General features: G+C 54.6%; 10 protein-coding genes. 6 read left to right on the top strand and 4 right to left on the bottom strand.

The window, feature by feature from the left end; all coding sequences use genetic code 11:
- Positions 1 to 47: 47 nt before the first annotated feature.
- Positions 48 to 392, bottom strand: coding sequence for a helix-turn-helix domain-containing protein (locus tag RIKMI_RS0105815; RefSeq protein WP_037291587.1), 345 nt, complete (start codon positions 390 to 392; stop codon positions 48 to 50).
- Positions 393 to 741: 349 nt separating this feature from the next.
- Between RIKMI_RS0105815 and RIKMI_RS0105810 the strand changes: the two genes are divergently transcribed.
- Positions 742 to 1,158, top strand: a complete 417-nt coding sequence (locus RIKMI_RS0105810; protein ID WP_027290831.1) for a hypothetical protein — start codon at positions 742 to 744, stop codon at positions 1,156 to 1,158.
- A 1-nt stretch (position 1,159) separates the two neighbouring features.
- On the opposite strand, the gene RIKMI_RS0105805 is transcribed toward RIKMI_RS0105810, so the two are convergent.
- The 3 genes from RIKMI_RS0105805 to RIKMI_RS0105795 form a co-directional block, all read right to left on the bottom strand.
- On the bottom strand, positions 1,160 to 2,167 hold the full coding sequence (locus RIKMI_RS0105805) for a virulence RhuM family protein (RefSeq protein WP_027290830.1): 1,008 nt from the start codon (positions 2,165 to 2,167) through the stop codon (positions 1,160 to 1,162).
- 15 nt (positions 2,168 to 2,182) lie between these two features.
- Complete coding sequence (locus tag RIKMI_RS0105800) at positions 2,183 to 4,012, bottom strand: RNA-binding domain-containing protein (RefSeq protein ID WP_245584942.1); 1,830 nt, start codon at positions 4,010 to 4,012, stop codon at positions 2,183 to 2,185.
- A gap of 84 nt (positions 4,013 to 4,096) precedes the next feature.
- Positions 4,097 to 5,320: a site-specific integrase gene (locus RIKMI_RS0105795; protein ID WP_027290828.1), complete on the bottom strand. Its 1,224-nt coding sequence runs from the start codon at positions 5,318 to 5,320 to the stop codon at positions 4,097 to 4,099.
- 153 nt (positions 5,321 to 5,473) lie between these two features.
- Here RIKMI_RS0105795 and RIKMI_RS14855 point away from each other — a divergent pair, with 153 nt between their 5' ends.
- From RIKMI_RS14855 to RIKMI_RS0105775, 5 genes are all read left to right on the top strand, one after another.
- Entirely contained in the window at positions 5,474 to 6,076 is a 603-nt protein-coding gene (locus RIKMI_RS14855; RefSeq protein ID WP_156877455.1) for a hypothetical protein, read from the top strand.
- 637 nt (positions 6,077 to 6,713) lie between these two features.
- On the top strand, positions 6,714 to 8,219 hold the full coding sequence (locus RIKMI_RS0105790) for a TolC family protein (protein ID WP_027290827.1): 1,506 nt from the start codon (positions 6,714 to 6,716) through the stop codon (positions 8,217 to 8,219).
- Positions 8,220 to 8,232: 13 nt separating this feature from the next.
- The gene (locus RIKMI_RS0105785; protein ID WP_037292248.1) at positions 8,233 to 9,330 is read left to right on the top strand and encodes an efflux RND transporter periplasmic adaptor subunit; all 1,098 of its coding nucleotides are present in this window, start codon (positions 8,233 to 8,235) and stop codon (positions 9,328 to 9,330) included.
- 415 nt (positions 9,331 to 9,745) lie between these two features.
- Positions 9,746 to 12,805, top strand: a complete 3,060-nt coding sequence (locus RIKMI_RS0105780; RefSeq protein ID WP_027290825.1) for an efflux RND transporter permease subunit — start codon at positions 9,746 to 9,748, stop codon at positions 12,803 to 12,805.
- A complete protein-coding gene (locus RIKMI_RS0105775; RefSeq protein WP_027290824.1) occupies positions 12,806 to 15,973 on the top strand; it encodes an efflux RND transporter permease subunit in 3,168 nt (1,055 codons plus the stop codon).
- The last annotated feature ends 6 nt before the right edge of the window (positions 15,974 to 15,979 follow it).

Raw genomic sequence — 15,979 nt, 5'->3', positions numbered from 1 at the left:
CCAAGGCGGTGGCCGGATGCAAACCGGGTTCATAGTCTGGTATCCGGTTAGCGTTTATCCTTTTTCCGGGCACTTTGCGCAATGGCGGCACGGGCCTCGGAGCCATCCGGTCGGGACCGAAGCTGTGCTTCGGCCCATGCGATCAACTCGTCCCGACTAAAAATCAAACGCTTGCCGAACTTTCGATGAGGGATTTTTCCGTCGGCGGTCAGTTTATAAATTTTGGACGAGGAGATGGAAAATCCCGCTTGACATAAAAAGTCGATTGCACTTGGTAAATCCAGGTGATTGGAGGCTGGAGTGTCGACCGCCGGCGGCTGTCTTTGGCATTTCCGCATGGCCTGTTCCACGATCTCGGCCAGCGCCTCCGGGGTAGTCAAAATGAGTTCCATATATGAGCAGAGTTTATGATTTATTCTATCTCATATATAATTGCTAAGGAAAGTGCTACAACTGCTAAGAAACGTGATCCTGAAATTTGCAGATATTGATTATCAATGTATTATAAATCAGTCAAGCTTAATAATATCTTAATATCTATATGTACATTATTTCAGGTATAGATATTATCTTTGAAAACTAAAGAATGTAACGATGGGAACCGTACAACGTCGATTTTGTCCACACTGTGACAGATTGGTTAATTCGGTCAAAGACGGGTACGTCATGCAAGACCAACGACAGAGATACAGATGCAAGGTCTGTAACCGGACTTGGACAGACGAGAGACGTAAACCTAATTTGAAAAAAGAAACACCGGAGGAGAGAAAGAGCTATCAAGCTCAGATTTTGAGGGCTGCCGGAGTGAGTGATAAAAAGATTACGAGACTCCTTCCCGGTGTCCGGTTCCATGGTGAGGAAAAAGGGCCGAATAAGATTAATCCGAAGACTCGAGTGCTACACTGCGAACGACCAACGGCACTTGAACTTATCAATCGCCATAGCACGCTTCAGTTTGAAAATTCGAAGATAGAAATGGTGATTGTGGTTACCGAGAATGATACATTTGTCGCTACACCCAAGCGACCTCGGGAAAAACGAAAGAAATCGTATTTCAGTATGGATGATTACGAAGCCGGACCGCTTCCGAGGGAGGCGGAAGACGCAACATTTGTCTTGCAGATCGATTATCTGCGCAAAAAAGAGGAGGATGAGTGATTTACCTGTGCTGTTTCACTACGGTTTCCAGCTGCTTTAGCTCCTCGATGTCCTGCTCATCGGCCAGCCGCGCCTCATAAACTTTCCGGGTCGCATCGAACTGCTTGTACACCTGTTCCGCAGTCCGCTCCATCTGCGCATTGCTCACCGAACCACTACCGGTCAGTAACAGCTGGTCATTGAATTCAAGAATCCGATCGACGTTCTCACGCCAAAAATCCATCGTGATCACCTGCCTGTTCTTAGCCCGTAGTTCCGCTGTCTCCAGGAAGACTACCACCAGCCGATTCAGCGAGTCCAGCTCGTCCGCTGTCAGGTAATTCTTGGCTGTATAGATATCCTGCTTGCGTACTACGACTCCTTTCCAAGAGGTCAGTCCCATGTTCGGTTTCGAGGCGTCGGCCCGTTCTACGATCAGTTCCGCCGCCGTGTGTCCGGTCACGGCAAAGAGCAGTTTATTCTGCGTGGCTGCAAAAAACATTTGGGTCGCCTTGTCCGTCTTGTCATAGTCGCTGCTCAGGGCGAAGAGGTCGCGTACTTTCTGATAGAACCGCTTTTCCGAGGCCCGAATATCCCGGATCCGGGCCAGCAACTCGTCGAAATAGTCCGGCCTGCCATTCGGATTCTTCAGCCGTTCATCGTCCATCACAAACCCTTTGACCAGATAACTGCTCAGATTACGATTCGCCCACTGTCGGAACTGCGTTCCCCGCGGGCTCCGCACCCGAAAACCGATCGCGAGGATCATCTCCAAGGAGTAGAATGTAACGTTATACTGCTTGCCATCTTGAGCAGTTGTCAAGTAATCCTTGACAACTGAATCCGGACTCAATTCTCCTTCTTTCAGTATGTTAGATGTATGCAAGCTTATGTTTTGCTTCGAGGTGGCAAAAAGTTCGGCCAGTTGCGCCTGGTTCAGCCAGACATTGCCATCGCGGGCATACAACGCCACAGCGCTACGCCCGTCGTCGGTGCGATAGAGGATAATATCTTGATGGGTATCAGTCATAACATGTTAGAAAAATTATCGTTTCGCGCGGTAGCGTTGTGACGGATGTCTGGGTACATTCGGATACTCCCGTTCCAATAATCCCCGGGCAACCATTTCCGGAATAATACTATTTTTCAGATACCTTAATCCTTTGCCTACTTGTTCTGCGATTTCCTCTAATGAAAGATAATCTGTACATACTCGTAAAATCATATTTTGCAACTCATTGGGACTCAATCTAGTTCTCTTTCCGGAAGGCAAGTTAGCAACATTACTAGCAACATTACTAGCAACATTACTAGCAACATTACTAGCAACATTACTAGCAACATTACTAGCAACATTACTAGCAACATTACCAGTAACGTTTGCAAAAAAATGCTGATTGATTTTATAGCGGGTACCTCGTCCGGAGCCATGAGAGATCAAATAGCCCCCTTTGCACAAGAGTTGCAGCAATTTGGTAATATCCGAACGATGCAAGTCCAGCATCAGACGCAGACGTTCATTCGAAATCTCTCCTTCGGCACAACAGGTAGCCAGTGCCAGCAATTCATTGTTATTCAGAGTGTCCGGCTCCTCCCCGAATAATCGTTTCAATTCGTCCAGCGTTTCTTGCGACAACAGGCTCACCAAAGGCAACTCCAATACCACTTTATCGGGACGGGATATTTCCGACACGTATGGGTGTGCCAATCTGGCCTCGTTCCAGCCTGCAATGATCTTATCGACTCCACTGCCTGCCTTTTCTGCCCGGCCGATCTGCATGAACATTTTCTGTAACGACTTATTTCGGCAAACACTCTCCCCTCCGCGGTAATATTGGGTTTGAGAGATCAATAACGTTCCGGGATTCGAGAACGTAAACCGATCCTTCGTATAGGAAACCACGATATTGGCATCTTCCGTATAGTCGCAGTGAACCAGCGTATTAACCAGTGCCTCCCGAAGTGCCGTATGAGTCGGTGAGTCTTCTCGTCGGATGCCCTTCTCCAGTTTAAACGGTTTCGGCAAAAAGGCTGCTAATTTAGTATACACCTTATGGTAGAACTGGAATAAATTCGCCTCCCAGGTACCGTCCGGATACACGCGATCGGTCCACCGAACGGCCGGATCATCGCTTTGGCACTCCCGATAGTCCGGGAAATAAGCTGGTGCGCAGGCCGGATCCTGAATACTGGCCACTTTACCGAACATCAGTAACCCGGCTAATGTAAATCCTTTCTGACCGGTTTGGCGATCCGTCCGATAGCCGCCGAGTTTTTCCAACAATTGCAGGTCATCCAGCAACAGCCAGGGGTGGTGGGGATGCGACGTGGCAAATAATTGTCGATATTGCTTCAATGACTCTGCGTCGATGTCGTCCATGGAGAAGCCTTCCAGAATGCGGGCATCCTGAGGGTGCGCATTGTCCGAGTCCGCGATCATTCTCCGGATTTCACTTTCCGTGCATTTGTAATCTCCCTCGTGGTTGCGTTTGTAGGTGTTTCCGAACGGATTGGTTGTCCGATAGACCGGCATCTGCTTGCGATCCGCCCGCGGCACATTGAACAATAACAGATTGGTACCTTTATACTCCACCTCTTGCACGTCGTCATTTTTCAGTAGATTCGTGCTGATACACTGCCGATTATTGACCTGATTCCAGAAATCTTTTTTGTATTTGGCGATCTGTTCCGTCGAAAGTCCATCCGGTATAAAATGGTCTTTTTTCTCCCGAACACCCAGAATGATCGTTCCTCCCTGCGTGTTGGCAAAGGCAGAATAAGTCTCCCAAAAACTCTCCGGGAATCCATTTCGAGCCGACTTGAACTCGATGTCATAAGACTCCGAATCCTCGAACAGTCGGTCGATCTGTTCCATAAGTTCCAGATTATCGAATAAAGTAGGCTCCTGTATGGTTAATTCCGCTGCCATGAAAAAGAGATTTATACAAAACTAATCAAATTATATATCCGCCACCAAGGCCGCATTCTTCTGCCGCTCCTCCTTTTCGAACGACGCCAGATAATTCTCCGTCGTCTTCAGGTCGCTGTGCCCCAGACTTTCCGAGATGTAGGCGATATTTGCCCCGCTGCGTTTGAGCACCGTCGCATAGCTGTGCCGCGCCGTGTAAGTCGAAATCGAACCGAAGCCCAGCTCCTTGCCGATCCGGCCCATATGCAGATTGATCGCCCGCGTGAGGTATTGCGTTTTGTGCTTGCGCGTCAGCGCATCCTCGTCGCCCGACAGTACCGGAAAAATAAATGCATCCGGGGCTTGCGGGCTCCCCCGACGGTCGATGATACGCTGCATCGGCTCAGTAACTGCCACTCGAATCTCTTTGCGCACTTTCGTCGTCCGCTCCGTCTTCTGGCGAACGAAACACAACTCTCCATCTACGATATTCCGGTACCGGAGTTTCACGAAATCCGCCACATTGATCCCGTTGCAAAGGTAGAGAAACAGCCAGTAGTCCCGATACCTGGATGTCGCCTCGCTGCCGTTGTCGTAGCGGGCTATCTGCCGGATTTGGTCCAACGTCAAAGCCATTTTGCGCCCCTCGCCCTCCTGAATCTCGAATTTACCTCGGCCGAAAGGATAATCCGCCTCCCGGATCAGCCCCTCCCGTTTCGCCTGATTGACAATCGCCCGGATTGTCCGAAAATGAATACCCATCGTCGTGGCGCTCTTTTCCTCACCGATCAAGAAACGGTTATAACGCCGCAGCCATTCGACCGTCACCCGCTCCAGCGCAATTTGGCCACCAGCGAATCGCTCTACACCCTTCAGCACATTGTCATATACCAGCATATTCCCCACATTCCCGTCCGCCCGCAACGCCTCGATCTTTGACCGAAACAAATCGTTCAACGTCTCCACATCTGCTCGTTTGAGCCGGGTATTCAGAGCCTCCAGCGAAAAGCCTCCGCCCGTCAGCAGTTCCTGTACCATCGATCGGACATATTCGAACGACGCAGACAATTCTTCCCGCAGCTCCACCAAAGCTCGGGTTTTGGATTCCGCGAGCCGATCCCACTCCTCCGGCATTAGATATTTGCCCGTCGGATAATATTTCCGTTCCCGGCGATACGTAACACGCACTTTGGCCGGATAATCGCCCTTTCGGGTCGGTTTCCGGGTATCGAGGATCAGTGCGAGCACGACTCCGTCACGTGTATAATGGAACATATCAATTTGTTAGATTCTTTTGTGTGCAAAATTTTCGTTGCACACAATTTGCACACAAACATAGCGAATCCGGGGCGAAAATGAAAATCAGGATCAAAAATAATTTCATCTTATCTGTTGATAATAAATTAATTAAATAAGAAATGAAAAATGATGAAAAAGAAAGAAAATCCGGATATTCTGCCTTACAAGCAGAGGGTCGGGGGTTCGAATCCCTCAGCTCCCACAGATCAGAATAAAAAACCACTCCTTAAAGAGTGGTTTTTTGTTTTTCGGCAATGCCTGCAAATCTGTTTGCGGAAGGCTTTGCGAAAAACGAAAAATAATCTTCAGATTGAATTTTGCTTAGCTCTGTCGCCATGGACAGAGCCATCAGGGAAAACCAAGCCGGCAGCCGCAGGTAATCCTTCGGCTCCCACGGTCGATTGGCTGAAAGTCACGCTTCTCCGAAGCGTGACTTTTTGTTGGCGATTATATACAACTTTACACAAGCTTCCCGATACTCCCGTTTCGGCTCTGCGCCGGACGGCTTTCAGCCGTCGGGAGGGGGCGGCACGAGCCGAAAAATTACCAGAGTGTAAAGTATATACTTACCTTTTTGTTTTACCCGTCGCTGGCGGTTCTTGCCAAAATTCGGATGATCCTAACCGCTCCCCGCGGAATAATTTTGTTTTCTGTTCGGTAAATATTTTGTCCGAGTCGGATAAAGGCCGATCTCCTTACCCGGTCCGGTGGAGCCTGAATACAGCGCCCTGAATACGGGCAAAAGCTCCGTTTCCCTGTTCCGAACGGCGCCGTAGCGCCGACCGGGGAAGCTCGCGTTTTCATAGATCCGATCATCAGTGTATGTAGTCGGGTTCCGTTGGGGGCGTACTTGCTGTTGCCGGCAGATACGAACCCGTATAGGCCGATTCTATGAAAATCATTATAACTACCCTGTGTTTTGTCCGAAATGTCTGGATAATGATGCGAAAGGGCGGGCGGAAAATTTGTAATATCGGTTTTAAATGATTAATATCGCATATGTTTAAGAGTAAGTGTATGCGACTTTATCCCAAGCCGTGCAACGACCTCCCCGAACGGCCATGCGTTCAAACGGCTCTCTTGGGGCGATGCAAATCCTCGCAAAAACCCCGAAGGGGGCTGATCCGGGGGTGGGCGCGGGCCGAGATATACTAATATAAATAGGGTAAAGCCGTATATTATTGCTTGTTTAAGTAGGTATATACGATATTATCCCGTTTTATCAGGGAATCCGGTTTTCAATTTTTCGACCTGCACACGCTCTCCGAAACCGCAGAGCGGCATGGATGCGAAATCGGGGGGAGGAGATCGCGACCTGTTTCGGATAAAGCCGTATAACTTACCGTATTTAATTTCAATCCATATCGTTGTGAAATTTTCCCGTATCCAGTTATTTCTTTCCGGTACGGCGGTCCTCGTTGCGATTGTCGGGTGCGGCGGGCGGGTCTCGGCGCAGCCTGTCCGGCTGACCCTGCGGGAAGCGATCGACCGCGCCCAGGCCTATTCGATCGATGCCATGACGGCCAAGCATACCTACCTGAGCCAGTATTGGCAATACCGCTCCTACAAGGCCCAGATGCTGCCGTCGCTGTCGCTGAGCGGGACGATCCCGGACTTCGACAAATCGTACACTTCGCTCCAGAATGCGGTGACGGGCGAGTATAACTATGTGGACAATTACGCCATGCAGAATTCGCTGGGACTGTATCTCCAGCAGAACATCACGGCGACGGGCGGCAATATCCAGCTCTATACGGGGCTGAACCGGCTCGACCAGTTTTCGCCGGACCGCGACGTGACGTGGAACTCTGCGCCGGTGAGCCTGATCCTGAACCAGCCTATCGGCGGATTCAACCAACTCAAATGGGACAAACGCATCGAACCGGTTCGGTATGAAAAGGCCAAGTACGAATACCTCGAATCGATGGAAACGGTTACGGCCAATGCCGTGACCCTGTTCTTCAACCTGCTGGTCGCCCAGCAGGATCTGGCCATCGCCCGGCAGAACTATGCCAATACCGACACGCTGTATAAGATATCGCAGGAACGGTTCCGGATCGGCGCCATCTCCAAAAACGACCTGATGCAGCTCGAACTGCAATTGCTGAACGGGGGAATGTCGATCAATACCAGCAAACTCCGGCTGGACATGGCGGCGGCCGAACTCAAGTCCTATCTGATGTATGAGGAGCAGGATTCGGTGGTGCTGGAGATTCCCGAAAATGTGGCCGAAATCGAAATTCCGATCGACGAGGCCTACCGGCTGGCATTCACGAACACTTCGTTCGAGTACCGCAACCGGATCAGCCAGCTCGAAGCGGAAATGAACGTGGCTCAGGCCAAAGCGAACCGCAGGCCGCAGGCCACGGTGTATGCCCGTTTCGGCCTGAATCAGGTGGCCGGCACGATCGGGAATGCCTACCGTAACCCGCTGGATCAGGAGACGATCCGGATGGGAATCACCGTTCCGATTTTCGACGGCGGGGTCGCCAAAGGAAAAGTACGCACGGCATTGTCGTTGCAGGAGGTGACCCAGGCGGAGATCGACAAGGAGCGTATCGACCGGAAACAGGATATTTACCTCAAGGTCATGCAGTTCAACAACCAGAACGTGCAGTGCTCGATCTCGGCGAAGGCGGATTCCGTCGCCCAGGAGCGGTACGACCTTTCGCTGCGCCAGTTCGCCGGCGGTAAAATCAGCGTGCTGGACTTCAATACGGCCCAGAGCGAACGGAACACGGCGCATACGAGCTATCTGACGGAATTGCAGAATTACTGGAATTATTATTTCGCCATTCAGCGTTATACGTTGTTCGATTTTCTGCACCAGCGGAATATCGCCGCCAGTTTCGATGCCACTTCGCTTGAAAAATAATTATATTCTTTTTATGATGAATCCATTTCGTTACGCATACCTGCTGTGCGGGGGGATGTTGCTGGCTTCCTGTTCCGGAGGTTCCGGAAGCGGGGACGATGCCGACACGTCTGTCAATAAGAAGGCCCAGATGCAGCTCTCCAATCCGGTCGATACGATTCTGCTGAGGCGCGGCACGTTCCGTTCGCAGCTTATCAGCAACGGTAAATTGCGGGCGCAGCAGAAAAGCGACCTGAAATTCGCCGCGTCGGGCACGGTGACGTGGCTGGCTGGCGGGAACGGCGATCCGGTCGCTTCGGGCGCGGCCCTCGCGCGGGTCGATGACCGGGAGGCGCGGCTTCAGCTCGAACAGGCGCGGCAGACGATGCAAAAGGCGGATATCGATTTGCAGGATGCCCTGCTGGGGTTCGGTTACGACATCGCGGATACGTCGCGGGTGCCGGGCGAGACGATGCGGATCGCCCGGCTGCGGTCGGGTTACGACGCTGCGGCGACGAGTCTCGAAAGCGCCCGGATGGCGGTGGAAAATTGTGTCCTGAAGGCGCCGTTCGCGGGCAAGATCGCTAATCTGCAAACCAAATTGCATGAAAATCCGAAGGGGGATTTTTTCTGTTCGGTCATCAACGACCGCTCGTTCGACGTGGAATTCAACATTCTGGAGAGCGAATTGGGCAGCGTGCGGCCGGGGCAGGAGGTGACGGTGGCGACGTTCGTCGAACCTGCCCGGCGGCATAAGGGGCGGATTACGAACATCAATCCGACGGTGGACGACAAGGGACAGATTGCCGTGACGGCCAATATCCCGAATTCGGGGGCGCTGATCGACGGCATGAATGTCAAGGTGTATGTCGAAAGTTCGGTGCCGGACAAGTTGGTCGTCCCGAAAAGCGCGGTGCTGGTGCGCGACGACCGGGAGGTGCTGTTCCGCTATGACGCGCAAACGGGCAAGGCGATGTGGACGTATGTGCTGATCGAAATGTCGAACAGCGATTCCCACGTGGTGTCGGCCAATACGGACCGGGGGGCGGAACTGAACGAGGGCGATGCGGTCATCGTCTCGGGCAACCTGAACCTGGCCGATGGATCCGATGTCGAAATCAAAACCCATTAATAACCGTTCGTTTATTTGTACTGTTCAGGTTCGAGGTGACTGTTCTCTTTAACTTCGCTACGCTCGTTTTCCTCCTCGCCGCTTACCATAGCCCGTAAACGGTCTCTGGATTCGCTGGCAGCGTCGGTTGTGAACAAAGAGAACCAGAAAAACTTTTTGAGATGCCTCACGCATCTCCTGAGCCTGGCGGATGACTTATCCTTTGACGATTTGTTTTGTAAGAACAGGGGGCTGTCCTTTGTATTTGCATGAATGCCCCCTGTTCTTACAAAACAAAAAACACAGTGCAAAGGGGCATCGACAAACTGAGGAATCGCAAACCTGCTCGAAAGTTTCTTTGGTTCTTTCTTTTCAAAGAAAGAACAGTGGACTCTACACTATACGTACAAATAAACGAATGATTATTCGATAAGCTATGATTCGGAAGTTGATAGAGCGGCCGATAGCCGTAACGATGTGCACCATAGCCGTGATCGTGTTAGGGATCGTGGCGTCTCGGATGCTGCCCATATCGTTGATGCCCGAAGTGGACATTCCCCAGATCACCGTGCGCGTCAACGCCCCCAACACCTCCGCCAGGGAGTTGCAAGCCTCCGTGATCAGCCCCCTCAGGTCTCAGCTCATGCAGACCGGCCACCTGCGCGAGATCACCGCCGAAGCCAAAGACGGCGCCGGGATCATCTTCCTGCAATTCGATTACGGCGCAGACATCGATTATATCTTCATCGACGTCAATGAACGTATCGACCGCGCCATGGGGTCCCTGCCCAAAGAGGTCGAACGTCCCACCGTCGTCAAAGCCAGCGCCACCGATATTCCCGCCTTCTATCTCAACCTCACCCTAGCCGACAGCGAAGCGACCGGACGGCTCAGCGACCGCGCCCGGGAAAACAAACTGATCGAGATGAGCAACTTCGCCGCCACGGTGATCGCCAAACGGCTCGAACAGCTCCCCCAGGTCGCATTCGTGGACATGAGCGGGCGGCTCTATCCCGAGCTGGCCGTCATTCCCGACATGGCCCGGCTCGAAGCCCTCGGCGTCGAAATCTCCCAGATCGAAACGGCCATCGAAGCCAACAACATCAACATGGGCAACCTGACCGTGCGCGACGGCCAGTACCAGTACAACATCCGTTTCAACTCCACCCTCTCCGGCCGCAAAGATATCGAACAGATCCCCCTCAATATCGAAGGGCGCATTTTCCGGCTCAGCGAACTGGCTACCGTCGTCGAAAGGCCCCAGCAGCGGCAGGGCCTCGTCCTCTCCGACGGCCGGGAAGCCATCACCCTGGCCGTCATCAAGCAATCCGACGCCCGGATGGGAGACCTTAAACGCGAAGTGAGCAGGCTTGTCGATAACCTGCGGTGGGACTACCCCGACATCGACTTCACCGTCACCCGCGACCAGACCCAGCTGCTCGACTACTCGATCGACAACCTCGAAAGCAACCTGATCGTCGGCGCCGTGCTGGCCTGCCTGGTCATTTTCCTTTTCATGCAGGACTTCCGCGCCCCCGTGCTGATCACCCTGACCATCCCGCTGTCGCTGCTCGTATCGCTCCTCTTCTTTTTCATACTCGGCATATCGATCAACATCATCTCCCTGTCCGGCCTGATCCTCGGCCTCGGTATGATGGTCGATAACTCCATTATCGTGATCGACAACATCTCCCAGCGGTGGGACCGCGGCGAAGCCCTGAAAGATGCCGTCTCCACGGGCACCGGCGAAGTCTTCGCAGCTCTGCTCAGCTCCGTGATGACCACCTGTTCGATCTTTATTCCGCTGATCTTCCTGAGCGGCATCGCCGGGGCCATGTTCTACGACCAGGCGATGGCCGTGACCATCGGTCTGGTCTCGTCGCTCATCGTGGCGATGACCATTATTCCCGTCTATTACCACCTGTTGTACCGGAAACAGCATCGCCGGGGCCGCAACCGCATCCTTCAAAAAATCGGCGTGCGCGATATGGCCGGCGCCTACGAGCGGAGCCTCGTCTGGGTCTTCCGCCACCAGCGTCTGGTACTGGCCCTGGTACTCGGTTTTACCGCCGCCGGCATCTTCTTTTATTACGAATTGGAGAAGACCACGATGCCCGCCATAGACAAGGAAGACATCATCCTGCACGTCGATTGGAATCGGCCGATCACCGCCGCCGAAAACCGGCACCGTACCGAACGCCTGGTGGCGGCCCTGGGGGAAGCCGTGACGCACGCCACCGTGATGGCCGGGCAACAACAGTTCGTGCTGTCGCATACGACCGAAACGGCCGGCAACGAGACGCTGACCTATATCCGCGTCAGCGATCCCGACTCGCTGGCTCCCGTCGTGGCACGGGCGCAGGCGTTCGTCCGGTCGGCCTACCCGGAAGCGGCCTTCCGGACAGAAGAGGCCGGCAACATCTTCGACATGATTTTCGCCGACAACTCGGCCATGCTTACGGCCCGGCTGAGGCCGACCAGCGGCAGCGCCGAACCCGACAAACTGAATCCCCTGCTGGCCGCCGTGCGGGACAGCCTGCCCGGAATCCGGATCGAACCCGTCGTCTGGCAGGAACACGTCACGCTGTATGCCGACCGCGACCTGATGTCGCTCTACCGGGTCGATTACGCCGCGCTTTATTACGCCCTGAAAAGCGCGTTTAACGAAAACCGGATCATGGAGATCAACCAGGGGCAGTATTCCCTGCCGGTGTCGCTCGGGGCCGGGGAACGTACCGTGAGGGAGATTCTGGCCTCGCACACCGTCCTTTCCGACGACAAAGTGGAGATTCCCGTCAGCCTGTTGCTCACCGAAAGCCCGGACCGGGACCTGCGGAACATCGTTTCGGGAGCCGAAGGGGAGTACTACCCCCTGAACCTCGACATGCCCGACAGCCAGGTGCCCGGAGCCATGACGGCCGTGCGGAACGCCGTGGAACGCAACGACGATTTCGAAGTCAGCTTTTCCGGCGGCTGGTTCGACAGCCGGGACACCCTCCGGCAGCTCGCGATGGTGCTGACCGTCTCCCTGTTGCTGCTCTATTTCATCCTGGCCTCCCAGTTCGAATCGCTCGTCCAGCCGTTCATCATCATGTCCGAAATCGTGGTGGATATTTCGGGAGCGTTGCTGATCCTTTGGGTCTGCGGATCGAGCATCAACCTGATGTCGTTGATCGGACTGGTGGTGATGAGCGGGATCGTTATCAACGACTCCATCCTGAAGGTGGATACCTTCAACCGGCTGCGCAAGGAGGGTTACGGCGTCCTGCGGGCCGTGCTGACCGGCGGCGACCGCAGGCTCAAGCCGATCATCATGACCTCGCTGACCACGATCCTGGCCATCGTGCCGTTCCTCTTTTCGGGAGGGATGGGCAACGACCTGCAACGCCCCCTGTCGCTGGCCATTATCGGCGGTATGGTCTTCGGGACTATTGTGAGCGTCTATTTCATTCCGATATTCTATTATTACATCTATCGCAAACGTTCCGGAAAATAGATGAGCCGACAGCCGCATAATTCCGCCTTCCGGGTGATACTGGTCATGGCGACCCTTATGCTGATCGGGGCCGCCATGATCCCGTTGCTCAATATCCAGTATTCGCCCGGCATCCGCCAGAAGCAGATCACCGTGTGGTTCAACTGGCCGGGCGCGTCGGCGCGGGTCGTGGAACAGGAGGCCACCTCGAAGATCGAAGGGGCGCTGGCCGCCATTTCCGGCATCCAGGAGATGTACTCCGCCTCGTACAAGGACGGCGGTTCCGTTTCGCTCGCTTTCAAGAAAGAGGCCAATATGGACGCCGTGCGGTTCGACATATCGTCCCGCATACGGCAGCTCTACCCGTCGCTGCCCGAAGGGGTCTCCTATCCCAGCCTCTCCACCGGCATGGACGGCGAGAGCGCTTCGCCCGTGCTGACCTATACGATCAACGCCGACCTGCCCACGTGGCAGATCGAACAGTACGTCGAGAAGAACATCGCCGGGCCGCTGTCCCGCGTGGAGGGCGTCAATACCGTATCGGTTGCCGGGGCGACGCCGCGCGAATGGGTCGTGACTTTCGACCCGAACCGCTGCGCCCCGCTCGGCATCGCCGGCAGCGACATCGTCGCCGCGTTCAACACCCGGAACCGGAACGATCAGCTCGGCCTGGGCATGATGCCCCAAAACGGATCGGATACGCTCCGACAGATACGCATCGGGCTGAAACAGGCTCCGCTCCCGCCCGGCGAATGGGATCGGATGGCCGTCAAGAGCGTCGGCGGGCGGATTGTCCGCCTGGGCGACATCGCCACCGTCGAACACCGGCAGAAACTGCCCGAAACCTATTACCGCATTAACGGCCTGAACAACATCAACCTGACCGTTTATGCGGAGAAGCATGTCAATACCCTGGTACTGACGGATATTCTCAAAGAGAAAGTCGGACAGATCCGGACCGGGCTGCCGCCGGGCTACTCGATTACGCTGGCGGACGACACTTCGGTCTATATCCGGGGCGAACTGAGTAAGATATACTGGCGCACCGGGCTGTCCATTCTGATTCTGCTGCTTTTCGTCTTTCTGACCAGCCGGAGCTGGCGCTACCTGTGGATGATCGTGCTCACGCTGGGCTGCAATGTGCTGGTGGCGTTCATTTTCTACAACCTGTTCGGGCTGGAGATACACCTCTATTCGCTGGCGGGCATCACCGTCTCGCTGGGGATGATCATCGACACCTCGATCATCATGATCGATCATTACGGCCGGTTCCGGAACAGGCGCGTGTTCCTCGCCATCATGGGCGCCCTGCTCACTACCATCGGGGCGCTGAGCATCGTGCTGTTCCTGCCGGAGAGCCAACGCGAAAACCTGGTGGATTTCTGCGCCGTTATCGTCATCAATCTGGTGGTGTCGATGTTCATTTCGGTGCTGTTCATTCCCGCTCTGCTCGACAAATGTCCGGTCTATGCCGGCGCGAAATCCGGCCGGAAAAGGTTTCGGACACGTGCTAAACGGCGCGTGGCGCGGTTCACGGCCCTCTATGCCCGTTTCCTGCGGCGCAGCCGGCGGCTCAAATGGGTCTATATCGTCGTCGCCGTGCTGGGATTCGGTCTGCCGGTACAGATGCTGCCGGCCAAAATCGAGCACAAGAACGCCCCCGAACGGGATTCGACCGTCTGGGTGCGGGCCTACAACGCCACGATCGGAAGCGATTTCTACCAGCAGAAGGCCAAGACTTATGTGGAAGCGGCGCTGGGCGGGGCGCTGCGGCTGTTCGCCAAAGACGTTTACAGTTCCGATTTCTACAACGATCCGGAACGCACCAAGGTCATCATCAACGCTTCGCTGCCCGAAGGTTGTACGGTGCACCAGCTGAACGAGACGATGCGCGACATGGAGAATTTCCTGAGCGGTTTCGACGAAATCGACATGTTCCGCACCAGCATCACGGCTTACGACAACGGGCAGATTACCGTCACTTTCAAACCGGAGGCCGAAAAAACGGGATTCGCTTTCCGGCTCAAAGATTTGGCCACCACGAAGGCCATCAGCCTCGGCGGAGCCGACTGGGGGATTTACGGCGTGGGGCAGGCGTTCAACAACAGCCTCAACTCCGGCTGGAAATCGAACCAGATCGTGCTGCGCGGCTATAACTACGAACAACTGTACCGTTACGCGGAGGAGCTGGTCGATTCCATATCGGTCAATCCGCGCGTGTCGGAACCGGAGATCATGGGGCGTATCAGTTATCGGGGCGGCGACAACCGCACGGAGTTTTACCTCGACCTCAATTTCGACCGGTTCGCCCTGTACGGCCTCAGTCCGTCGGAGTACTACCGGACGCTCAGCCAGCAGGTGTACCGCAGCTCGCTCCCCTCGTTCTACAACGACGGCCAGATGGAACAGGCGGTGCTGGTTTCGTCCGAAGCGGACCGTTTCGACGCCTGGCATATGCGGAACGACATCCTCGCCGTGGGAGACCGGGATGTCAAACTCTCCGAACTGGGGACGCTGGTCAAGCGCAAGTCGGGCAACAACATCTACAAATACAACCAGCAGTACTCCCTGATCGTGGCGTTCGATTTCGTAGGTTCGTACGAACTGGCCTCCCGGTTCACCGAACGCCATGTCGAACGCCTCAAAGCGGAGCTGCCGGTCGGATACAGCGTCGTGAACAACCGGGGCGGAGGCTGGTGGGGCGACAGCGGCGGATCGCCCTACTGGCTGTTGGTGCTGGTGATCGCCATCATCTATTTCATCTGTTCCGTCCTGTTCGAATCCCTGCGGCAACCGCTGGTCATTATCGTGATGATTCCGATTTCGTTCATCGGCGTGTTCCTGACTTTCTATCTCTTCGAGCTGAAGTTCGACCAGGGCGGATTCGCCTCGTTCGTCCTGCTGAGCGGGCTGGTGGTCAATGCGGGGATCTACCTCATCAACGATTACAATATTTTCCGTCGCGGCGGCGTCGCCCCCGGGCTCGGCACCTATCTGAGGGCCTACAACCGGAAGATCGTTCCGATCATGCTCACCGTACTTTCGACAGTATTGGGGCTGGTTCCGTTCGTGGTCATCAGCCGCGAACCGTTCTGGTTTTCGTTCGCGGCCGGGGCGATGGGCGGCATGCTGTTCTCAATCGTCGCCATCCTGTTCTTCCTGCCCGTATTCCTGCCCATGAAACGGTAAACGGAG

It is taken from the genome of Rikenella microfusus DSM 15922, assembly GCF_000427365.1.
Taxonomy (GTDB): Bacteria; Bacteroidota; Bacteroidia; order Bacteroidales; family Rikenellaceae; genus Rikenella; species Rikenella microfusus.
Note: the sequence above shows the minus strand (reverse complement) of the source record. Positions and strands in the feature narration are given on the sequence as shown.